The sequence below is a fragment of the Haloprofundus halobius genome (assembly GCF_020097835.1).
Lineage (GTDB): Archaea > Halobacteriota > Halobacteria > Halobacteriales > Haloferacaceae > Haloprofundus > Haloprofundus halobius.
Genome location: NZ_CP083666.1, coordinates 2,928,200 through 2,950,379, shown reverse-complemented (window position 1 = coordinate 2,950,379; position 22,180 = coordinate 2,928,200). Strand labels below are relative to the sequence as shown.

Annotated in this window: 20 protein-coding genes; 14 read left to right on the top strand and 6 right to left on the bottom strand. The window is 67.0% G+C overall.

Annotation, left to right across the window (positions count from 1 at the left end):
- Positions 1-46: 46 nt before the first annotated feature.
- Positions 47-1,102 (bottom strand): tRNA-intron lyase, encoded by a 1,056-nt coding sequence (endA, locus tag LAQ74_RS15595; protein ID WP_224333475.1) that lies wholly within the window; start codon positions 1,100-1,102, stop codon positions 47-49.
- Positions 1,103-1,192: 90 nt separating this feature from the next.
- Entirely contained in the window at positions 1,193-1,939 is a 747-nt protein-coding gene (locus LAQ74_RS15590) for a topoisomerase DNA-binding C4 zinc finger domain-containing protein (protein WP_224333474.1), read from the bottom strand.
- Positions 1,940-2,014: 75 nt separating this feature from the next.
- Here LAQ74_RS15590 and LAQ74_RS15585 point away from each other — a divergent pair, with 75 nt between their 5' ends.
- Entirely contained in the window at positions 2,015-2,221 is a 207-nt protein-coding gene (locus LAQ74_RS15585; protein WP_224333472.1) for a hypothetical protein, read from the top strand.
- 66 nt (positions 2,222-2,287) lie between these two features.
- On the opposite strand, the gene LAQ74_RS20455 is transcribed toward LAQ74_RS15585, so the two are convergent.
- Positions 2,288-3,295, bottom strand: a complete 1,008-nt coding sequence (locus tag LAQ74_RS20455) for a PGF-CTERM sorting domain-containing protein (RefSeq protein ID WP_263458315.1) — start codon at positions 3,293-3,295, stop codon at positions 2,288-2,290.
- Positions 3,296-3,560: 265 nt separating this feature from the next.
- Here LAQ74_RS20455 and LAQ74_RS15575 point away from each other — a divergent pair, with 265 nt between their 5' ends.
- Positions 3,561-4,217 (top strand): HAD family hydrolase, encoded by a 657-nt coding sequence (locus LAQ74_RS15575; protein ID WP_224333471.1) that lies wholly within the window; start codon positions 3,561-3,563, stop codon positions 4,215-4,217.
- A gap of 15 nt (positions 4,218-4,232) precedes the next feature.
- On the opposite strand, the gene LAQ74_RS15570 is transcribed toward LAQ74_RS15575, so the two are convergent.
- From LAQ74_RS15570 to LAQ74_RS15560, 3 genes are all read right to left on the bottom strand, one after another.
- Positions 4,233-6,569 carry a DEAD/DEAH box helicase gene (locus LAQ74_RS15570; protein ID WP_224333470.1) on the bottom strand — a complete coding sequence of 779 codons (2,337 nt, stop codon included), beginning with the start codon at positions 6,567-6,569 and terminating at the stop codon, positions 4,233-4,235.
- Between the two features lie 119 nt (positions 6,570-6,688).
- On the bottom strand, positions 6,689-8,092 hold the full coding sequence (locus tag LAQ74_RS15565; protein ID WP_224333469.1) for an MATE family efflux transporter: 1,404 nt from the start codon (positions 8,090-8,092) through the stop codon (positions 6,689-6,691).
- Between the two features lie 108 nt (positions 8,093-8,200).
- Complete coding sequence (locus LAQ74_RS15560) at positions 8,201-8,872, bottom strand: helix-turn-helix domain-containing protein (protein ID WP_224333467.1); 672 nt, start codon at positions 8,870-8,872, stop codon at positions 8,201-8,203.
- Positions 8,873-9,051: 179 nt separating this feature from the next.
- Between LAQ74_RS15560 and LAQ74_RS15555 the strand changes: the two genes are divergently transcribed.
- The 12 genes from LAQ74_RS15555 (at position 9,052) to glmM (ending at position 22,065) form a co-directional block, all read left to right on the top strand.
- Positions 9,052-9,408: a hypothetical protein gene (locus tag LAQ74_RS15555; RefSeq protein WP_224333465.1), complete on the top strand. Its 357-nt coding sequence runs from the start codon at positions 9,052-9,054 to the stop codon at positions 9,406-9,408.
- A 5-nt stretch (positions 9,409-9,413) separates the two neighbouring features.
- Positions 9,414-10,949 (top strand): alpha,alpha-trehalose-phosphate synthase (UDP-forming), encoded by a 1,536-nt coding sequence (locus tag LAQ74_RS15550; RefSeq protein ID WP_224333464.1) that lies wholly within the window; start codon positions 9,414-9,416, stop codon positions 10,947-10,949.
- Positions 10,946-11,785: a trehalose-phosphatase gene (otsB, locus tag LAQ74_RS15545; protein WP_224333462.1), complete on the top strand. Its 840-nt coding sequence runs from the start codon at positions 10,946-10,948 to the stop codon at positions 11,783-11,785. The genes LAQ74_RS15550 and otsB overlap by 4 nt, the downstream gene beginning before the upstream one ends.
- A 75-nt stretch (positions 11,786-11,860) precedes the next feature.
- Positions 11,861-12,793 (top strand): lipoyl synthase, encoded by a 933-nt coding sequence (gene lipA / locus LAQ74_RS15540; protein ID WP_224333460.1) that lies wholly within the window; start codon positions 11,861-11,863, stop codon positions 12,791-12,793.
- A gap of 230 nt (positions 12,794-13,023) precedes the next feature.
- On the top strand, positions 13,024-13,209 hold the full coding sequence (locus tag LAQ74_RS15535) for a hypothetical protein (protein WP_224333459.1): 186 nt from the start codon (positions 13,024-13,026) through the stop codon (positions 13,207-13,209).
- A 68-nt stretch (positions 13,210-13,277) separates the two neighbouring features.
- Positions 13,278-14,645: a M20/M25/M40 family metallo-hydrolase gene (locus tag LAQ74_RS15530; protein WP_224333458.1), complete on the top strand. Its 1,368-nt coding sequence runs from the start codon at positions 13,278-13,280 to the stop codon at positions 14,643-14,645.
- Between the two features lie 380 nt (positions 14,646-15,025).
- Entirely contained in the window at positions 15,026-16,129 is a 1,104-nt protein-coding gene (gene pdhA / locus LAQ74_RS15525; RefSeq protein ID WP_224333456.1) for a pyruvate dehydrogenase (acetyl-transferring) E1 component subunit alpha, read from the top strand.
- Positions 16,129-17,121 (top strand): alpha-ketoacid dehydrogenase subunit beta, encoded by a 993-nt coding sequence (locus LAQ74_RS15520; RefSeq protein WP_224333455.1) that lies wholly within the window; start codon positions 16,129-16,131, stop codon positions 17,119-17,121. The genes pdhA and LAQ74_RS15520 overlap by 1 nt, the downstream gene beginning before the upstream one ends.
- Before the next feature lie 3 nt (positions 17,122-17,124).
- On the top strand, positions 17,125-18,792 hold the full coding sequence (locus tag LAQ74_RS15515; protein WP_224333453.1) for a dihydrolipoamide acetyltransferase family protein: 1,668 nt from the start codon (positions 17,125-17,127) through the stop codon (positions 18,790-18,792).
- A 2-nt stretch (positions 18,793-18,794) separates the two neighbouring features.
- Positions 18,795-20,222 carry a dihydrolipoyl dehydrogenase gene (gene lpdA, locus LAQ74_RS15510; RefSeq protein WP_224333451.1) on the top strand — a complete coding sequence of 476 codons (1,428 nt, stop codon included), beginning with the start codon at positions 18,795-18,797 and terminating at the stop codon, positions 20,220-20,222.
- Positions 20,223-20,271: 49 nt separating this feature from the next.
- Positions 20,272-20,607 carry a hypothetical protein gene (locus tag LAQ74_RS15505; RefSeq protein ID WP_224333450.1) on the top strand — a complete coding sequence of 112 codons (336 nt, stop codon included), beginning with the start codon at positions 20,272-20,274 and terminating at the stop codon, positions 20,605-20,607.
- 93 nt (positions 20,608-20,700) lie between these two features.
- Positions 20,701-22,065: a phosphoglucosamine mutase gene (gene glmM / locus LAQ74_RS15500; RefSeq protein ID WP_224333449.1), complete on the top strand. Its 1,365-nt coding sequence runs from the start codon at positions 20,701-20,703 to the stop codon at positions 22,063-22,065.
- The last annotated feature ends 115 nt before the right edge of the window (positions 22,066-22,180 follow it).

Genomic DNA, 22,180 nt, shown 5'->3' with positions numbered 1-22,180 from the left:
GGTAGCTGCGAATGCGGGCAAACTCGGTGAACTCGGTCGCCAGCGATTACGGTGTCAGGCGAGCGACCGACAGCCAGTCTATGCCTTCGTTGGCGTCGGTCAGCGCAAAAACCATTCGCTTCCGGACCCCGCCGGCGAGGCGAACGTCCAAGGAGAGGTCCCGCGGCGCGAAGGAGTGGTCGGGGTGGACGACGCGGACGAGCGTCTCGGAGTGGCCGAGATGCTCGACGGACTCCACGGCGGCGTACGTCCGGAAGTCCGCGCCGAACTTGAAGCCGGTCTTCGGGACGACGTTTCGCTCGCGCAGCGCGTCGTACACCCGGAGTCGGCGGTCGAATCGGTCGCCTTCGACCGTGCGGCCGCGCTCGACGACGGCGGCGTAGTCGTCGTCGGTGCCGAACGAGAGCGCGCCGTCGGCGACGAGCGACGCCGCTTCGAGCAGCGAGAGTTGAACGACGCCCTCGACGGCCGCGTCGCGGCCGCGCAACGGTTGGCCGTAGAACCCCGACTCGAAGAGTTCCTCGGGCGTGTTCCAGCAGACCGCTCGGTCGTCGAGGAGGTCCCCCTCGAGCTTCGACGGCGGGTCGTACGCCGTCTCGCCGTCGTAGGCGTGTTCGGTCGCCTCCAGATACGTCAGTTCGCTCTCCTCGTCGACGACGGCGAACACGTAGCCCGCCATGTCGGCGGCGACGACGGAGGCGCGTTCTCCGACGACGCGGACGCGGTGTTCGACGACGCCGTCGTCGGCGTCCTTGCCGCGCGGAAAGACGACGAAGTCGCAGTCGGGGTCGCCAGCGGCGTCGGTTTCGACCCACGGTTCGCGGGCGGGCGAGAGGTAGAAACCGCGTTCGCGGAGGTCGGCGTAGACGAGAAACCGCAGCGCAAAGCGCGGTTCGGCGCGGGTCGCCGAGACGAAGAACTCCCGGAAGCCGTCGTCGTCGACGCTGTCGAGGTCACCCCGGTAGAGGAGATGAGCGGCTTCGACGGGCGCGAGGTCGATTTCGTTTCCCTCGACCGGAGAACCGTATCCGCGCGCATCGTGGAACTGCTGGCGGGCGTTCCCGCCGACACGGACGGCGTCGTCGCGTGCGTAGCCATGCATACGCTATCGCCCGCGCGGCGAGAACATAGTGGCTACGGTCACGCACGGATATCTGCGGTCGTCTTCGGTCGCTCCGACCGTCACCGCCAGTCAGTCGGCCCGAAACTGCTCGCAGGTGCCGTCGAGACAGCGTCGCCCGCGCGCCGTCTCGAAGACGGGGAGACCGCAGTCGCAGTTGTCGACGACGATGCCCGCCGGAATCGTGAACGCCGTATCGCAGGCGGGGTAGTCGTCGCACCCCGCCAGAAGGGGACCGCCGCCCGCGCGCCGCACGCGGAGGTCCGACTCGCAGTCCGGACAGGTCCACTCACGGTCGAACGCCTCGCGGACGAGGTCGTCGAGCGACTCGCACGAGTAGTCGATGCAGCACTCGAAGGTGGTGCCGCGTTCGACACGCATCAACGGGAGGCCGCAGTCGTCGCACGTTTCGTCGAGTACTACCGCGCCCGCGGGCAGCGAGTACGACGACTCGCAGCCGAGACAGCGGACGTCACCGCCGGTTCGGACGAGCGCGCCGCCGCAGTCGGGGCAGTCGCCGACCGGGACACCCGCACTCGTGACGGGATAGCTCGCGTGGCCGGTCGCCTCGTTCGAGACGACGCGGAGCGTCTGGTCGTCGGTTCGAGCGGTGACTGCGAAGCCGGAGTCGTCGGCTTCGACGGTGACCGAATCGGCGCGGGTGAGCCACGCCACCGGTTGATAGCCGTCGGCGTCGTGGACGAGCACGGTTCCGTCGGGTTTGACGAGCACGACGACGTGACCGCGCTGGGTCTGCTCGCGTGCACCCTCGAACGTCGTGGTACAGTCGCCGGTGAAGAGTCGTATCTCCTCGGACATAACCCGGGGTGGTCCCGTCATCGGATTTGAACGTTCGCCGTCGACGACCTCTCCTTCGCCGTCGAGACGGGCGTCGTGTTCGGCCTGTTCCTCCTGGAGACGGTCACGGCCAACACCGACTTCGAGTGGGTCGGTGCGCTCGCGCCGACGCGCTACTACGACCCGACGGCGATTCTCGTCGACGGCGAGTACGGACTCGTCGGCGCGGTGGTACTGCTCGCGGCGGCAGGTGTGCTGGTCGCCGTCGCGCGGGCGTGGTTCCGATGGAGGGATCTCGCGTGAGTTCGAGTAGGTCGAGAACCGCGTTTCGCGTCTACGCGCCGACCGCGATACCCACGATACCGACGCTCACTCGCGTCGGAGCGCGAGTGCCGCGACCGCCAGCAGCGCCGCGAGTGCGACGCCGACGCCGAACCCGGGGGTGTTCGTCGAACTCGTCGTCTCGGGGTCTTCGGTGGCGACCTGCGACTCGGTGACGGTGACGGTGGCCGTCCGGTCGCCGACGCGAGCGGTGTGGTCTCCCGTCGCGAGGATCGACCGGGTGAACTCAACCGTCGCCGTCCCACCCGCGGGAACGGTGACCGTCTTCACGTCCGAGACTTCGTCGAACAGTCGAAGGCGAACGGTGTGATTCACCGGCTCTGAGGTCGGGTTCTGGAGCGTCGCGACGAACGTCACGGGGTCGCCCGAGGGAACCGTCGACCGACTTACCGAGAGGTTCACGACTTCGACCGAACCCGAGGAGTTCTGGTTCGGCGCGGCGGTCGTCGTCTCGGTGGGTGGGGGACTCGTCGACGTCGGTGTGGAGGTCGGTGTCTGGGTCGATGTGGACGTCGGCGTGGAGGTCGGTGTGGAGGTTGGCGTGGATGTCGGCGTCGACGTCGGTGTGGAGGTCGGCGTAGATGTCGGCGTCGACGTTGGGGTAGAGGTCGGTGTCGACGTTGGCGTAGATGTCGGAGTAGAGGTCGAAGTACTCGTCGGGGTCTCCTGCTGTTGTGGTGTCGACTGCGAAGGGTTCGGCGACGGCTGCGTCTCGGTCTCTAGCGGAGCCCCGGCGGCGTTCGATTCGCCGTTCTCGTCGTTCGGGTTGTTGGCGTGGTCAGGTGGGCCGTTGCCGTTACCGCTGTTCTCCGGCCCGTCTTCCTCGTCTTCCTCGTCTTCCTCGTCTTCCTCGTCTTCCTCGTCTTCCTCTTCTTCCTCGTCTTCCTCTTCTTCCTCTTCTTCCTCGACCTGTTGTACCGTCGGACCGCCGTCCGCGTCGGGACCGAGCGCCGCCGTCGACACCGCAGGCGAAAGCGAGACGGTCAGACAGAGCAGCACGACGAAACAGACCGTTGTGAAGCGTGTTCGTGTCATAGGTGGGCGCGGCGGGTCGGTGGGCGACGTCTCACCAACCGATGTCTCTGCCACCCACGACCGGAGCAGCGGGCTTTGTTATGGGCAACACCACAGCCGTGAAACGGGGACCAACCGAACGTAACGGGCCAGCAGAGCGCCGATTCCGGGTTTTCGGGGCCGAAACAGTTGCCCAGAAGTACAGTCACCGTAGGACGAACGAGTAAGCGCGTCTTATCGCACCCCCGGCCCCCAGAGCTATGGGTTCGGCGGGCGAGGTGGCGGTATGGATGCGGTTCTGTTCGACATGGACGGAGTCATCGTCGACTCCGAGGAGTTCTGGCACGAGATCGAAGACGAACTCGTCTTCGCCGACGTCGTCGCCGGCGAACCGCCCGAGCGCGACGAGATTACGGGGATGAACTACCGCGAGATATACGACTACCTCGCCGCCGAATACGAGGTGACCGTCGACAAAGACGAGTTCGTCGGCATCTACGAGGACGCCGCCGAGGAGATATACACCGAGAACGTCTCCGTGATGCCGCGGTTCGACGCGCTACTGGACACGCTGCGGGACCGCGGCGTCGCCGTCGCCATCGTCTCCTCCTCGCCGCAGTCGTGGATCGCCATGGTCCGTGAACGATTCGGCATCGACCCGCTCGACCTCGTACTGAGCGCCGAAGACATCGATGGACCCGGAAAGCCCGAACCGGCCATCTACGAGGCCGCCGCCGAGAAACTGAATCTCGACCCCGAGGACTGCGCCGTCGTCGAGGACTCGACGAACGGCGCGCGGTCGGCCCAGCGCGCCGGTGCGTACGTCGTCGGCTACCGGACCGAGACGAACGCCGACGCCGATCTCTCGCCGGCCGACACCGTGGTCGACGGCCCGACCGAGCTCAGAGAAGAACTGCTCGCACGCACCGCCCCCGAACGCTGAGGAGAGCGAGCGGGACTACTCGACGAAGACGGTGCGCGAGTCGACGACCGGCGCGAGCGGCAGTTCGGGGAACATCGCCTCGATGCGGAACTCCAGTTCGTCCTGCGCGCCGAAGACGGCCACCGGAACCGTCGTCTGGCCCGAGAGATACGTCGTCTTCTGATGCATCTCGACGCCGTTGACCGTGACTCGCAGGCCCGCTCGCGCCGCGCCGCCGACGTTTCTCACCGTCACCTCGCGCATATCGTTCGCGCCCTTCGTGATGGTCTCGGGGAACGCACCCCACTCGATTTCGAGTCGCGGGAGCGACTTCGCGCGTTCGACGACGCGCTCGGCGACGCCGTCGGAGAGTCCAGCGCGAGTCAGTTCCTCGACACCGGCGTCGACGACGTCCGCCGGGGACGCGAGGCCACCAGTCGCCAGTTTGCTCGCGCGGGTCGGTCCGATGCCGTCGACGGCGGTCAGCGCCGCGGCGTCGCGGCTGACGCCGTGTTCGACTCTGGCTTCGATGCGCCGGGCGAGGTTCGCCGCGCGCGGTCCGGCGAACTCGTCGAGGAACTCCCGCAGCGCCGCCAGGAGTCGCAGCGCGTTCTGTCTGATGACCCACGCGTCGCTTCGGAGGTCCGACGGTGTCGACCCGGCCATCCCCGCGTGGAGGATGGCGAGCACCTTCCGGTTGCCGTCTTCGAGGGGGGTGTCGACGCCGGTGAGCACGGAGTCGACGGCGTCCTGCTCTGACTGTCGCGCCGACACGCTGTCGAACTCTGAGGCCCCGGCAACGGCCTCTAGCACGTCGTCGACGGCGATTCGGTCGCGTCCGGCGAGGTCCGCGAAGCGTCGCGAGGTTTCGAGGCGGAGGTAGTACTTGGAGGCGAGGCGGCCGAGCGTCGTCGGATTCACGGCGAGGCTCTCGTCGGTCTCGACGAACCCCCGTTCGACGAGCGTTTCGAGGGTGTCACGGACGCGGTCGCGGAGGCCCTCGAAGTCGTAATCTGCCGGCTTGGAGCCGGCACGGACGTAGTAAAAGGTCGTCTCCAGCCACGACATCACGTCGTTCAGGTCGGCGATAGTGCCCATCGCGATCTCGGCGTTGAGATGCGAGTCGAGATCGGAGGCGAGTCGCGACTCGATCTCTTTGCCCTCTCTAAGCAGTCGGCGGTACTTGTCGGCCTCCGAGCGGTCGCAGACGACCCAGCCGTAGCCCACGTCGTCGTAGCCGGGGCGACCGGCGCGGCCGAGCATCTGGAGCACGTCGAGGGGGCTGATGTCGACGTCGCCCTCCAGCGGGTCGTGGTGTTTCGTGTCGCGGATGACGACGCAGCGGGCGGGGAGGTTGACGCCCCACGCCAGCGTCGACGTGGAGAACAGGAGCTGAATCTTCCCCTCCTTGAACCACTGTTCGACCCGATTTCGGTCCTCCTTGGCGAGTCCGGCGTGGTGGAAGCCGACGCCGTCGAGCACTGCCTTCCGGAGGCTGTCGTTCTTCACCTCCTTTGCATCCGTGTGGAAATCGTAGTCGCCGCGGGAGCCGATGGGGATGTCGCGCTGGCCGATCTCGTCGCGGGCCTTGGCGGCGGCCATCACGGCGTCCTGTCGGGAGGCGACGAAGACGAGCGACTGGCCGCCGTCGCGGATGTGCGGTTCCGCGAGGTCCAGCGCGCGATACAGGCGGCGGTACTTGTCCGCGAAGGAGTTCTCGCCGTGGGTGTACGTCTGGACGCTCGCGTGGAGGTCGACGGGGCGGTACTCGTCGCCGAACTCGAACGTCGTTTCGGGGACGGCGTCGAGCCACGCCGCCACGTCGGCGACGTTCGGCATCGTCGCCGACAGCGCGACGACGCGCGGGTCGCAGATGCGCCGCAGGCGGGAGATAGTCACTTCGAGGACGCCGCCGCGAGATTCGGAGTCGAGGAGGTGGACCTCGTCGATGACGCAGCAGGTGACGTCGGTGATGAAGGAGTAGCGGGCGGAGTCGTGTTTGCGCGTCGCCGAGTCGGTTTTCTCGGGCGTCATCACGAGGATGTCGGCGCGTTCGGCGCGGCGCGGATTCAGGTCGCGCTCGCCGGTGACGACGTACACCGAGTAGCCCATCGACTCGAAGCGGTCCCATTCGGCTTCCTTCTCGTTCGTGAGCGCGCGGAGCGGGGCGACGAACAGCGCCGTTCCGCCGTCGCGGAGGCACTTGCAGATAGCGAGTTCCGCGAGAGCGGTCTTGCCGCTGGCGGTCGGCGCGCTGGCGACGAGGTTCTCCTCGCGCTCCATGATGGCGGGCAGCGCCTCCCGCTGCATCCGATTGAACTCGTCGAATCCGAACGCGTCGGCGAACTCCGGAATCGCGTCGACGACTTTCATTCGGCGCTCACCAACGGGGTCGAGCACCGAGACGGACGCGTCGGAAGAGGCGAAGAGCGGGTCATAACCGGAATCCGGCGCCGCGGCGACAAAGGCGTTTCCTTACTCGAATCGGCCACTCAGTCGGCACCGCCCGACCCGGCGGCGACGGCGACGGCGCGCTCGAACATCCCGTCGCTCGTGGTGTAGTAGTACGCGCCCGCGCCGACGGCGGCGGCGACGTTCGAGAGCGTCACCGCCCAGAAGACGGCCGAGACGTCCATGTTGAAGACGTAGACGCCGAGGGCGGCGATGGGGAGGCGAACGCCCCAGTACTGCGTGAGCGAGACGGCGAGGCTCGTCTTCGTCCGGCGTGCGCCATTGAAGCCGCCGAGGAACAGATACGTCGCACCGAGCGCCCAGTAGCCGAGCGCGAGAATCTGCAGGTACTGGACGCTCAGCGTGAGCGCCTCCCCGGAGACGCCGGGGACGAACAGTTCCGTCAGTTCGACCGGAACGAACCACTGAACGGCGCCGACGAGGCCGAGACCGACGGCGGCGAGCGCGACGCCGGTCCACGTCGTCCGGTTCGCCCGGTCGGGGTTCTCCGCGCCGAGGTTCTGGCCGATGATGCTCTGGGAGGCCTGCTGGAGACCCCCCGCGGGGATGAACGCGATGCTGGCGACGCGCGCGCCGACGGTGTAGGCGACCAGTCCGGCCGCCCCGCCGGCGACGGCGACGATGCCGACGACGAGGATGCGTACGGTGTCCTGCGCGAGGCGCTGACCGACGAGTGGCCCGCCCACGTCGAGAATCTCGCGGTACTCGGCGACGTCGAAGCCGACGTCCGCCGCCGAGAGCGAGAACGTGTCTCGCGGACCGAGCGCCAGCGCGATAGCGAGCGCCATGCCGGCGGCGAACCCCGCCACCGTCGCCAGCGCCGCTCCCTCCACGCCCATCTTCGGGAACACCCAGATACCGAGGATGAGAAACGGGTCGAGGACGATGTTCGTGCCGACCGTCGCGAGCGTGACGTACAGTGCAGCGCGGGAGTCACCCCACCCGGTGAACGCGCCTTCGATGGTGTCGCTGACGGCGATAAACGGCATGCCAAGCGCGTACGTCGCGAGATACACCGCCGCCATCCCGGCGAAACTCGGGTCGGCACCGACGAGTCGAACGATGGAGGGCGCGGCGGCGTACGTGACCGCACCGACGACGACGGCGAACGCCAGCGCCATCGTCGTTCCGTGGAAGGCGATCCGTCTCGCGCCGTCGGGGTCGTCAGCGCCGACGCGCTGGGAGACGACGACCTGCGTGCCGACGAACGGGGCCAGGGTGACGAGGATGACGACGATACTGATTATCGGGTAGTTCAACCCGACGGCGGCGACGGCGTTTTCGCCGTAACGGCCGAGCCAGAACACGTCGACCAGTTGCTGGGCGACCTGTGTGAGACTCTGGACTACGAGCGGGGCAGCGAGGACGACCAGCGCACGGGATATCGACCCCTCCGTGATGTCCTCTGTCGTGAGGTCGAGCATCGTATTATAGTTCTCTCATTCCTCATGCATAATAAATCTCTACCGGTCCGTGAGTAACAGCGGATGAGAAGGAATAAAAGAACGTTCAGTCCGGAACAGGGAGTCGGTTCAGTAGTCGCTGCCGAACGACGCGTCGCCGACGCGGAGCGCGCTCTCGACGAGCGCCTTGTGGCCGCGGCGGAGTCGTTCCGAGAGCGCCTGCTGGGAGACGCCCAACTTCGCGGCGAGTTCGCTCATCGTCACCCCGCGCGGCACGTCGAAGTAGCCGTGTTCGACAGCCTCGACGAGGGCGGTGTACTGGTTCTCGGTGAGACCGAACTCGCCGCGTCCCGTCGACTGCTTCAGGTCGTAGATGTTCTTGATGGAGAACGTCAACCCCTTCTCGGTGCAGAACTCGTGGGTCGCCGACAGCGCGTCGCGGGTCGGAAAGAGGATGCGGAGGTGCCACCGGTCGTTCTGCCCGTGCATCTCCATCACCGTCCCGCCCTCGTCGAGGAGGATGTGCATGATGACGCGGATGTTCTCGACCCAGTTCATCCGGTACAGCAGTTCGTCGCCGAGGTCGTCGAGCAGTTCGGCGTCGTCGACGCTCGGGTCCGCCTCTAGGGCCTCGGTTATCAGGTCCGCTTCCAGGCCGGAGATGCGGACGTACGGCATCACGTGGTCGGCGTCGTGGGCAGCGAGCCGAACGATCTCGAACTCGGCGTCCGGGGTCGAAGCGAGTGCTTGGCGAAGCGCAAACTCGTTGGCAGGAAGCTCTACCTCGGCGATGGTGCTCATATCGGTACGGTCGTCGCCGACGGAGTTGAACTTACTGGCAACGACGAGGTCGAGACGGCGAATATCGGGGGACAGGACAGTCACAGGATATTATATTCACGATTGTTTGTCGTGAGTTAAAGCGCGTATATACAGGCACAATCAGCATCCCTCTCGTCGGTGTGGTAGTAACTACCCTAATGGACGCGCTCAGAGAGTTTACCGAGGGACGAGTGCCGAACGAGTGGGTACGTGTGACGGATGCGGAGGTAGCGTTCGAACGAGAGGGGTTCCGGGTCGAAGCCAAGCGGAGGACGACACCGCGACGGTTCGGACGGGCGTGGGAGATCCGGTGTCGGGAGTTCGCCGGGGAGGCCGAGGGACTGCGAACGATGCGGTACGTCACCTCCCGAGCGGAGGCGGTCGCCGCCGTCTACGACTGTATGAACCGGTTCGAGGCGGGCGAGAGCCTCGGCGAGACGCGTGTCCCCGACGAGTACGCATCGCAGGCGATGAGAGCGCCGGAGAGCGAGGCCGCGTCACCGCGGGTGGAGTGACGAGGATGACTCCCGAACCCACCGAGTCGGCGTCGTCCGCCGACACGCCCGTCGCGGCCTTCGAGTCCGCTCTCGTGCTGGTCTCGAACCGCCAGCCGTACCGCCACCGCCACGAGAACGGTGAAATCGTCGTCGACCGGCCGGTCGGCGGTCTCACCGCCGGACTTGACCCGGTGATGCAGCAGATAGACGGCACCTGGATCGCGTGGGGCGACGGCGACGCCGACGCCGAGGTGACCGACGAGAACGACTGCGTCCGCGTGCCACCGGACGATCCCGGCTACACCCTCCGGCGGGTGTGGCTCTCCGACGACGCCGTCGACGAGTACTACTACGGCTACAGCAACCAGGTGCTGTGGCCGCTCTGTCACGATCTCGTCGGGAAAACCAACTTCGAGAGCCGCTTCTGGTCGCGCTACCGGGAAGTGAACGAACAGTTCGCCGAAGCGGTCGTCGAGCAGGCCGACGAGGAGTCGGCCGTCTGGTTCCAAGACTACCATCTCGCGCTCGCTCCCGCGTACGCGCGAGAGGCGCTTCCGGAGACGACGCTGTTTCAGTTCTGGCACATCCCGTGGCCGACGTGGGACACGTTCCGCGTCTGCCCGCAGCGGCGTGAACTGCTGGACGGTCTGCTCGCCAACGACCTCATCGGCTTTCACACCGAGCGCTACGTCGAAAACTTCCTCGGCTGTGTCGACGCCTGCTTCGAGGCGGCGACGGTCGACGTCGACAGCGGCGAGGTCGAGTACGACGGCGAGACGACGCTCGTTCGAGCGTTCCCGCTCGGCGTCGACGCCGAGCGCATCGGCCGGTTGGCTGGCGAGCGAGACGAGTCGTTCTGGTCGGAGTTCAAAGCCGAGTACGGGATTCCGGACGACTCCCGCGTCGCCGTCGGCGTCGACCGACTCGACTACACGAAGGGGATTCCCGAGCGACTCGACGCGCTCGAACACCTGTTCGAGACGTGTCCCGAGTGGCGCGAACGGCTGACGTACGTCCAGAAGGCGACCGAGAGTCGCTCCGACATCCCGGAGTACCAGCGCCTCCAGTCGGAAGTCGACGAGCGCATCGACCGCATCAACGAGCGGTTCGCCACCGACTCCTGGCGGCCGGTCGTCCGCATCGACGAGCGGCTGACGAATCCGGAACTGTACGGCCTGTACGCCCACAGCGACCTCGCGCTGGTCACGCCGGTACGCGACGGGATGAACCTCGTCGCGAAAGAGTACGTCGCCGCGCAGGCCGACGGGAGCACCGACGACGGGGTGTTGGTGCTGAGTCGGATGACCGGCGCGCACGACGAGCTCGGCGACACGGCGGTGACAGTCGAACCGTACGACGAAGCGGCGCTGGCCGACCAGATAGAGGGGGCGCTGACGATGCCGGACCACGAACGCGAGCGCCGGATGGGCGCGCTCAGAGAGTCCGTACTGGAGAACGACCTCGACACGTGGTTGGCTTCGTTGCTCGGCACCGTTCAGGGGCTTCGGCGGATGAACACCGAGCAGAGCGGACAGGATAGACAGGAGACGAAATCGTGACCGACCCGAGCGACGCGAGCAGACTCCGACCCGACGACGGCGTCACGCAGACGATAGCCGCGCTCCAGACGCGACTGCCCGACCACCGCGGTCTCCTCCTCTGTCTGGACTTCGACGGGACGCTCGCGCCTATCGTCGACGACCCGGAAGCGGCCGAGATAACGCCGACGAACGCCGAAGTGGTCGGGCGACTCCGCGACGCCCCCGGTGTGAAACTCGCCGTCGTCAGCGGCCGCGGACTCGAAGACGTGCGCGGCCGCGTCGACGTGAGCGACATCGCCTACGCCGGAAACTACGGCATCGAGACCGACCACGGCGACGGCGACATCGAGGTACACCCCGACGCGGAGGTGGCAAAGCCAGTCGTCGACGACGTGAAGTCGGCACTCGAAGACGAGCTCGCCGACGAACCGGGCGTCGCCGTCGAGGACAAGCGATGGACGACGACGGTCCACTTCCGGCGTGCACCCGACCGCGCCGAAGACGTGACCGAGACGGTCGAGCGAATCGTCGCGGAACACGGCGGAGATCACCTCGTCACCGCGTCGGGCAGAGAGATAGTCGAGATAAAACCCGACGTCGAGACGAGCAAGGGCGTCGTCGTCGCCGACTTCGCGGCCGAGGCCGACGGCTACCTCCCGATGTACGTCGGTGACGACGTCGGAGACCGGTCGGCGTTCGAGGCCATCGCCTCCGAAGGTGGCGTGAGCGTCTACGTCGGCGACTCCGACATCGGCGCGACGGCGACCGTCGCGAATCCCGAGGAAGTAGCGGCGCTGTTACACTGGATAGCCGACGAGGGCGTCGAGTACATCGGCGCGGACGAGACGAACTGAGTCCGGGCGGGCGAACGGACGCAGGAGACCCCTCGGTATCATCACGTTTTTGCACGCCCATCCGTAGGGATACGTATGGCTTACAGGCGGAAACCGGACTGGCTGAAGATGCGGCCGCCGTCCGGTCGCCGGTTCACCGAGATCAAGCAGACGCTCCGGGACCGCGACCTCCACACCGTCTGCGAGGAGGCGAACTGCCCGAACCTCGGCGAGTGCTGGAGCGGCCGGAACGGACCGGGGACGGCGACGTTCATGCTGATGGGCGACCGCTGTTCTCGCGGCTGTAACTTCTGCGACGTCCAGACGGGCGGGATGGAGTCGTTAGACCCCGAGGAACCCGCGAACGTCGCCGACGCGGTCGCCGAAATCGGCCTCGACTACGTCGTGCTCACCTCCGTTGACCGCGACGACTTGCCCGACCAAGGGGCAGGCCACTTCGCACAGACGATTCGCGAAATCAAGCAGCGGGACCCCGAGGTACTCGTCGAGGTGTTGATTCCGGACTTCCGGGGCGAAGAACGACTCGTCCGACAGATAATCGACGCCGATCCGGACGTCGTCGCACACAACATCGAGACCGTAGAGCGTCTCCAGTGGCCGATTCGCGACCGCCGCGCGAACTACGAACAGTCGCTGTCGGTGCTCGAACAGGTGCAGAGAGAGTCCGACATCTACACGAAGACGAGTCTGATGCTCGGCCTCGGCGAGTACGGCCACGAGATCTACCAGACGCTGTCGGACCTCCGCGAGGCCGACGTCGACATCGTCACGTTCGGGCAGTACCTGCAGCCCTCGCGCTCGCACCTCGACGTGTTCGACTACGTCCACCCCGACGCCTTCGAGACGTGGCGGCGCGTCGCCGAAGACGAGTTCGAATTCCTCTACTGCGCCTCCGGACCGATGGTTCGCTCGTCGTACAAGGCGGGCGAACTGTTCGTCGACGCGCTGCTGCGCGACGGCAAGAGCGTCGACGAGGCGCGGGCGGTCGCGAGAGCGACCGCCGAATGAACGAGCGGTGACCGTTGGAACCGCGAGTCGGGCCACCGCGAGAGCGACCGCCGAGTGAGCAAACGGCGACCGGAGTTCTCGTGAACGCAGCGAACGAGAGCACGAGACGGCAGAGCCGTCTCGGAGGGAGTCGCACGTCGGGCAGGGGCGCGCGCAACCGCCGGAAACCGAATCACGACTGCGACTGGGCGCGCGGTAAACATCATATACTCCGCGCTCGAAGCTGAACCATGGTAAGCACCCTCCTCCGCGTCGCGCTCGTGCTGCTCCTGCTGTTCGTCGCCGTGAGCGCGCTGGGCTTTCTCGTCGGCCTCGTCGCCACCATCGTCGAAGCCGTCCTGACGCTCGTCGTCCTCGGTGCGCTGCTCTACGGCGGCTACTGGCTGCTGTGGGGCCGCGGCGGGTCGAGCGTCTAGAACCGAAAAGCGGACCGAATCGCCGCCGCGTGAGCGTTTATCACACCCCGACGCGAGCGTAGCGAAAGATGACGAACGAACCCGGCACGTACGTCGGCGACGGCGAACCGACCGTCGACGCCAGCCTCCGTGACCGCCCGGCCGAACTCCTGCAGGAACTGATCCGCTTCGACACGACGAACCCGCCCGGCGCGGAGCGCGCGTGCATCGAGTGGGCCGCCGAACTGCTGGCGGACGCCGGTATCGACTCAGAGTTGTACGCCAAAAAGCCCGAACGCCCGAGCCTCGTCGCTCGTCTCCCCGGCGGTGACGCGCCCGCGTTGATGCTGTACGGTCACGTCGACGTCGTGCCGACGAGCGACCAGGCGTGGACGCATCCGCCGTTTTCGGGCGTCGAGGATGACGGCTACGTCTGGGGCCGCGGCGCGCTCGACATGAAGTCGGGGGTGGCGATGTTCGTCGCCGCGTTCCTCCGTGCCGCACAGGAGGAAATCGATCTCGCGGGTGACCTCGTGCTCTGTCTGCTCCCCGACGAGGAGGCCGGCGGCGACGACGGCGCGGCGTTTCTCGTCGAGGAGCATCCCGAACTGTTCGAGGACGTCGACTACGCCCTCGGCGAGTTCGGCGGCTACCCGATGGAACTGGCGGGCGCGCGCCTCTACCCCGTCCAGGTCAACGAGAAGCAGGTGTGTTGGATTCGCGTGAGTGCCACGGGGAACGCAGGTCACGCGTCGCGGCCGAGTCGCGGCGACGCGGTGGGGCGCATCGGCGAGGCGCTCGTAACACTCGACCGCGAGCGACTCCCCTACCACCTCACGCCGCCGGTCGAGGAGATGCTCGACCGGATGGCCGAGCAGGTCGGCGAGGAGACGGCCGCGGTGCTCCGGGGACTGAAAGACCCCGCAACCGTCGACGAATCCTTGGCGGCGCTCGGCGACGAGGCGGGAACGTTCGAGGCGCTGCTGCACAACACCGCGAACGCGACAATTCTCAGCGGCGGCGACAAGATAAACGTCGTCCCCGCGAGAGCGGAGTTCACCGTCGACAGTCGTCTCCTGCCGGGACAGACCGACGAGGACGTCGCCGCCGAACTCCGCGAGCTGCTGGGCGATGGCGTCGACGTCGAGGTGGAGCGCTTCGAGAGCGGACCCGAGGAGACGGAGTTGGGGCTGTTTCCGCTCTTGGACGACGTACTCCGCGACGCCGACGAGGAGGCCGTCCCGGTGCCGTACGTGCTCCCGGCGGCGACGGACGGCCGCATCTTCGCGCGGGCCGGCGTCCAGAGCTACGGGTTCACGCCGATGAATCTCCCCTCCGAGTTCGATTTCCAGTCGCTTGTCCACGCCGCGGACGAACGCATCCCCGTCGACGCCGTCGAGTTCGGCACCGACGCCGTCTACGACGTGGTCCGCCGGTACGACCGAGCGGTGAAGTAGCGACGGACGAGCGAGAAGTACGTATGAATCGAGGCCAGACGGGGCGAATCAGCCGACCTAAACCGGCAGTCAGAGGCGAAAGTCGAGAACTCGTTCACGGGCGTTAGACGCCGTGCGGCTCCCACACGTGGGAATCGGTGTCGTACCATCTCGCAGATGCGTAGCAATCCTTCCCATTTGTCCATTATACTCCGGAATGTGGAGAGATAATCACGCGAAGCGGCTAGACAGTCCGCAAAATATTTCTAATCAAAGATTTTACCGCGGCGTCGTGGACAGATTCGACGTGGGCGGCAGAATTTCTGACTATAGTAAATTATTTACGAAAACCCTATAACTCGGGCGGGAGACTGTTCGACCATGTGCAGGAGGGTTCTCCCGTGAGCACGCTACAGCGTGACCCCGACGAGATGGTCCGGGTACTCGACGAAGACGGCTCCGTCGTCGGCGACGTACCCGACCTCGACGACGAGTCGTTCGTCGAGATATACCGGCAGATGCGACTCGCACGGCATTTCGACCAGCGCGCGGTGAGCCTCCAGCGACAGGGGCGGATGGGGACGTACCCCCCGCTCTCCGGTCAGGAGGGCGCACAGATCGGCAGTTCGTTCGCGCTCGGCGACGACGACTGGATGTTCCCGAGCTACCGCGAACACGGCGCGGCGGTCGTGCGTGGCCTGCCGCTGAAACAGACGCTCCTCTACTGGATGGGCCACGAGGACGGCAACAAGATGGGAGACGGCGTCAACATCTTCCCCGTCGCCGTCCCCATCGCGAGCCAGATTCCGCACGCGACGGGCGCGGCGTGGGCCTCGAAGCTGAAGGGCGAGAACAACGCGTTCATCTGTTACTTCGGCGACGGCGCGACCTCCGAGGGCGACTTCCACGAGGGGGTCAACTTCGCGGGTGTCTTCGACACGCCGAACGTCTTCTTCTGTAACAACAACCAGTGGGCGATCTCGGTGCCCCGCGAACGCCAGACCGCCAGCGAGACAATCGCCCAGAAGGCCGTCGCCTACGGTATCGACGGCGTCCTGGTCGACGGGATGGACCCGCTCGCGGTGTATCAGGTGACGAACGCGGCCGTCGAGAAGGCGAAGAATCCCGAGGAGGGCCAACTTCGCCCGACGCTCATCGAGGCGGTGCAGTACCGCTTCGGCGCGCACACGACCGCCGACGACCCGACGGTGTACCGCGACGACGACGAGGTGGAGAAGTGGAAAGCGAAAGACCCCATCCCGCGGCTGGAGGCGTTCCTCCGCGAGACGGGACGACTCGACGACGAGTCCGTCGACGCCATCCGCGAGGAGGTCGAGACGGAGGTCGCAGAGGCCATCGAGGCCGCCGAGTCCGTCGAACGACCGGAGCCGACCGAGATGTTCGAGCACGTCTACGCCGAGATGCCCGCGGACCTCCGCGAGCAGATGGCCGACTTCGAATCGATTCGCGAACAGTACGGCGACGAAGCTTTCCTCGAAGACTGATGGCACAAGCACAACAAACCCAGAATCTCACACTCGTGCAGGCGGTACGGGACGGTCTCTACACCGAAATGCAGGCGGACGACGACGTCATCGTCATGGGCGAGGACGTCGGCAAGAACGGCGGCGTCTTCCGCGCCACCGAAGGACTCTGGGACGAGTTCGGCGACGACCGCGTCATCGACACGCCGCTGGCCGAGTCCGGCATCATCGGCACCGCGGTCGGCATGGCCGCCTACGGCCTCAAACCGGTTCCGGAGATTCAGTTCTCCGGCTTCATGTACCCCGGCTTCGACCAGATCGTGAGCCACATGTCGCGGCTCCGGACCCGCTCGCGCGGCCGCTACACCCTGCCGATGGTGCTTCGCGCGCCGTACGGCGGCGGCATCCGCGCCCCGGAACACCACTCCGAATCCAAAGAGGCGTTCTACGCGCACGAAGCGGGGCTGAAGGTCGTCATGCCGTCGACGCCGTACGACACGAAGGGACTGCTCATCTCCGCGATTCGCGATCCGGATCCGGTTATCTTCCTCGAACCGAAACTCATCTACCGCGCGTTCCGCGGCGAGGTTCCCGAGGACGACTACACCGTGCCTATCGGCGAAGCGGCGGTCCGCCGCGAAGGCTCGGACGTGTCGGTGTTCACGTACGGCGCGATGACCCGGGCGACGATGGAAGCCGCCGAGAATCTCGAAGGCGAGGTCGACGTCGAAGTCGTCGACCTCCGCACCGTCTCGCCGCTGGACCGCGAGGCCATCGTGGAGTCGTTCAAGAAGACCGGCCGCGCCGTCGTCGTCCACGAGGCCCCCAAATCCGGCGGCCTCGGCGGCGAAATCACCGCCATCGTCCAGGAGGAGGCGCTCGTCTACCAGGAAGCGCCGGTCGAACGCGTCACCGGCTACGACGTACCGTACCCGCTGTACGCGCTGGAGGACTACTACCTCCCGAACGCCGCGCGCGTCGAAGAAGGTATCCGCAACGCGGTGGAGTTCTAACCGATGGGAGTCAAGGAGTTCAAACTGCCCGACGTGGGCGAGGGCGTCGCCGAAGGCGAACTCGTCTCGTGGCTCGTCGAACCCGGCGACACCGTCACCGAGGACCAGGCGGTCGCCGAGGTGGAGACGGACAAGGCGCTCGTCGAAGTGCCGTCGCCGTACAACGGCACGGTGAAGGAACTGCTCGCCGAGGAGGGCGAAATCGTCCCCGTCGGCGACGTCATCATCACCTTCGAGGTGGAGGGCGAGGGCGACGAGTCAGCCGAAGAAGAACGCGCCTCCGCGGAGATGGAGGCTCAGGAGAGCGAAGCCGACGAGCGCGAGACGGGCGACGAGGCCGTCGGTGCCCCGGGCGACGGAGAAGCCGCAGTGGGCGACGGCGAGGCCGTCGCGGGCGAGTCCGCCGAGAAGGGGGCCGAACAGGAGGCAGAGACGCCGAAAGGTCGCGTCTTCGCCGCGCCGAGCGCCCGACGACTCGCGCGCGAACTCGACGTGGACATCCAGTCCGTCGACGGCAGCGGACCGGGCGGCCGCGTCACCGACGCGGACGTGCAGGCCGTCGCCAATGGACAGGTGGAGAGCGCGGTCGAGGAGCGCGAGAGCGACTCCGGACCACGCGACGTCTCGACCGGCGAGAAGCAGTCCGCCGTGAGCCGACGCGACGACGGTGAGTCGGCCGTCGACGGCAGCGCCGGAGCGGGCGTGAGCGCGCAAGCCGCCGGCCGCGACCGGACGCTCGCCGCGCCCGCCACGCGCCGGATGGCCGAGGAGGAGGGCATCGACATCGACGACGTGCCGACCGAGGAGACGCGCGACGGCGAGGCGTTCGTCACGCCCGAGGCGGTCACGCAGTACGCACAGGCCCAGCGCGAGGCCCGCGAAGCCGAGGTGCAGGCCGAGGCGGCGGACGCGGAGACCGAAGCCGCGCCCGCGACCGAGGAAACCGAAGAAGGCGTCGCCGAGCGCATCCCCTACCGAGGCGTCCGGCGCACCATCGGCCAGCAGATGGAGCGGTCGGCGTACACCGCGCCGCACGTCACCCACCACGACACGACCGTCGTCGACGAACTCGTCGACGTGCGCGCGGAGTACAAGGAGCTCGCCGCCGAGCGCGACGTGAAACTCACGTACATGCCGTTCGTGATGAAAGCCATCGTCGCCGGGTTGCGCGAGCACCCGATACTGAACTCGACGCTCGACGAGTCCGACCCCGAGAACGCCGAGATTCTCGTCAGAGACGAGTACAACATCGGCATCGCAGTAGCGACGGACGCCGGACTGATGGTGCCTGTCGTGAAGGACGTCGACGAGAAGTCCATCCTGCAGCTCTCCCGCGAGGTCAACGACCTCGCCTCGCGCGCTCGCGAGCGCAAGGTCACCCGCGAGGAGATGCAGGGCGGGACGTTCACCATCACGAACTTCGGCGCTATCGGCGGCGAGTACGCCACGCCGATCATCAACTACCCCGAGACGGCTATCTTGGGCCTCGGTGGAATCGAAAAGCGGCCGGTCGTGAAAGAGAGCGAAGAAGGCGACGAAGTCGTCGCGGCGAACACGCTACCGCTGTCGCTCTCCATCGACCACCGCGTCGTCGACGGCGCGGACGCCGCAGCGTTCACGAACACGGTGATGGAGAACCTCCGTAACCCCAAACTCCTGCTACTCGAATAACAATGGTCGTCGGAGACATCTCAACCGGAACGGACGTACTGGTCATCGGCGGCGGACCCGGCGGCTACGTCGCCGCCATCCGCGCCGCACAACGCGGGCTCGACACGACGCTCGTCGAGAAGGACGACTACGGCGGCGTCTGTCTCAACCGCGGCTGCATCCCCTCGAAGGCGCTCATCACCGGCGCGGACCTCGCCCACGAGGCGGGCAACGCCGAGGAGATGGGCATCCACGCCGACCCCGCCGTCGACATGGCGGGGATGGTCGACTGGAAGGACGGCATCGTCGACCGACTCACCGGCGGTGTCGAGAAGCTGTGCAAAGCCAACGGCGTCAACCTCGTGAAAGGGACGGCGACGTTCAAGGACGAGCACAGCGTCCGCGTCGCCCACGGCGGCGAAGGGCAAGGGAGCGAATCCATCGAGTTCGACTCCTGCATCGTCGCCACCGGCAGTCGCCCCATCGAGATTCCGAACTTCAGCTACGCCGACGACCCCGTCATCGGGTCGCGGGAGGCGCTCGACATGGACTCGATTCCCGAACGCCTCGTCGTCGTCGGCGCGGGCTACATCGGGATGGAACTGTCGACCGTGTACGCCAAACTCGGCACCGACGTGACGGTCGTCGAGATGCTCGACGACGCCCTCCCCGGCTACGAAGACGACATCTCAAAGGTCGTCAAGCGCCGCGCGAAGGAGCTCGGCATCGACTTTCACTTCGGCGAAGGCGCCTCGGAGTGGCGCGAGTCGAGCGACGGCGGCATCACCGTCGTCACCGAGACGGAGAACGGAGAAGAGTCGACGTACCCCGCCGACAAGGTGCTCGTCGCCGTCGGGCGCTCGCCCGTCACCGACACCCTGGGCCTCGACGCTCTCGACCTCGAACCCAACGATCGAGGCTTCCTCGAAACCGACGACTACGCGCGGACCGACATCGACCACATCTTCGCCGTCGGCGACGTGGCGGGCGAACCGATGCTCGCGCACAAGGCGTTCAAGGAGGGCATCGTCGCCGCCGAGGTCATCGCGGGCGAACCCGCGGCGCTCGACTACCAAGCAGTTCCGGCCGCGGTGTTCACCGACCCCGAAATCGCGACGGTCGGCATGACGAAGGCGGAGGCCGAGGAAGCCGGCTTCGAACCGGTCGTCGGCCAGATGCCGTTCAACGCCAGCGGGCGCGCGATGACGACGAACCACACCGAGGGGTTCTGTCGCCTCGTCGCCGACGAGGGCTCGGGCTTCGTTCTCGGCGGCCAGATCGTCGGCCCCGAGGCCTCCGAACTCATCGCCGAAGTCGCGCTCGCCGTCGAGATGGGCGCGACGCTCGAAGACGTGGCGGCGACCATCCACACGCACCCGACGCTCGCCGAAGTCGTCCAAGAAGCCGCCGAGAACGCCGAAGACCAGGCGATTCACACGCTGAATCGCTGAGCTTCGACCGAACACACCGTTTTTTGACGTGTCGGTGCGCGGTTGGTGCATGGGTCTGTTCGACTCCCCGCACGACGCAGACGAAGACGTGAGCGACCGGTTTCGGCCGGTCGAGTCCTCCCAACCCGGCGACGACGACGGAGACGACGCCGATAGCGACCGAAGCCGGCCCCAGCGACAGTTCGTTCCCGTCAGCCCCCGCGACGCCAACTTTAGCGGGACGCTGAAGCGCGCCGTCGACGAGGAGGCCGGTGTCGTCATCTACGCGTACAAGAGCGGCAACGGCGCGGGTCTGAGCGCCGTCCCGCTCTCCCAGACGACGCTCGATATCGGCGACAGCGACGCTGGCGAGGGTGACGCTGGCGAGGGTGACGGGATACGGTAACTCGTAGCACGCGCCTCGTGAACGCCCGGTAACCGGAGATTTCGCAAGTCGTCTCCGGAACGGCTTTCTTTCTGCCCGCAAGAGCAACCGCCAATGAAGTTGTTCGGGTCGAGTGGGACGCGCGGGGTGGCGAACGAACAGCTAACCCCCGAGTTCGTGCTCCGGGTGGCGAAGGCCGCCGGGACGGTGTGGAACGCCGAACGCGCCGCCGTCGCCCGCGACACCCGGACGACGGGCGAACTGTTCACGAACGCCGCCGCCAGCGGACTGGCGAGCGTCGGCGTCGACGTCGACCGCCTGGGCGTCACACCGACGCCCGCGGTGACGCGCTACTGCGAGGTCGAGGAGGTCCCGGGCATCGTCATCACCGCCTCGCACAACCCGCCGGAGTACAACGGCGTCAAACTGGTCGGTCCCGACGGCGTCGAACTCGTCGTCGAGCGACTCGAACGCATTGAGGACCACATCCTCGCCGAGGAGTTCGACACCGTGGCGTGGGACGAGGTCGGCGAGACGCGGCGCGTCGAGTCGGCGAACCGCGACTACGTCGACGAGATGCTCGCCACCGTCGACCGCGAGAAGATCGCCGCCGGCGACATCAAAGTCGCACTCGACCCCGGTCACGGCGCGGGCGCGCTCACCAGCCCCGCCTTCTACCGTGAGCTCGGCTGCGAGGTCGTCACGGTCAACGGACAACCCGACGGCCACTTCCCCGGGCGGAACCCCGAGCCCGTCGAGAAGAACCTCGGCGACCTCGGACGGCTGGTCCGCGCGAGCGACGCCGACGTGGGGATCGCCCACGACGGCGACGCCGACCGAGCCATCTTCTTCGACGAGCGCGGCGAGTACATCGAGGGCGACGCCTCGCTGGCGGCGCTGTCGGCCGCCGGGCTCTCGGCGGGCGACACCACCGTCGCCGCGGTCAACGTCTCCCAGCGCCTCGTCGACGTCTGCAACGACGTGGGGGCGACGCTCGAACTGACACCTATCGGCAGCACGAACCTCATCACTCGCATCCGGGAACTGTGGGCCGAGGGAGAGACGGTTCCCGTCGCGGGCGAGGGCAACGGCGGCATCTTCTTCCCGGACTACCGCCTCGTCCGCGACGGCGCGTTCATCGGCGCGAAGTTCCTCGAACTGGTCGCCGAGCGGCCCCCGAGCGGAATCGTCGAACCGTACACCGACTACCACAACGTCCGCGTCAACCTAACGTACGACTCGGAGACCGAACTGAACGCGATGCTCGCCGCCGCCGAGCGATACGCCGACGCGGCCGACGCCGAACCGAACACCATCGACGGCTACCGCCTCGACTACGGCGACGCGTGGGTGCTCGTCCGCCCCTCGGGGACGGAGCCCAAGGTCCGAATCTACGCGGAGGCGCGCGACGCCGGCCGCGCCGAGCGGTTGGCCGAGGACGCCCGCGCGGCGCTGACGGCCTCGATCCCCGACCCGTAGCGCCGCACGGCGGTGCGCAGTCGGGACAACCTTCTTCCCGTACCGCACACAGCCTCCCCACGGAGATTCGGCCGCTAGCGTCGTCAGACGAGCTTCGCGCCTCGATTTGAGTCAA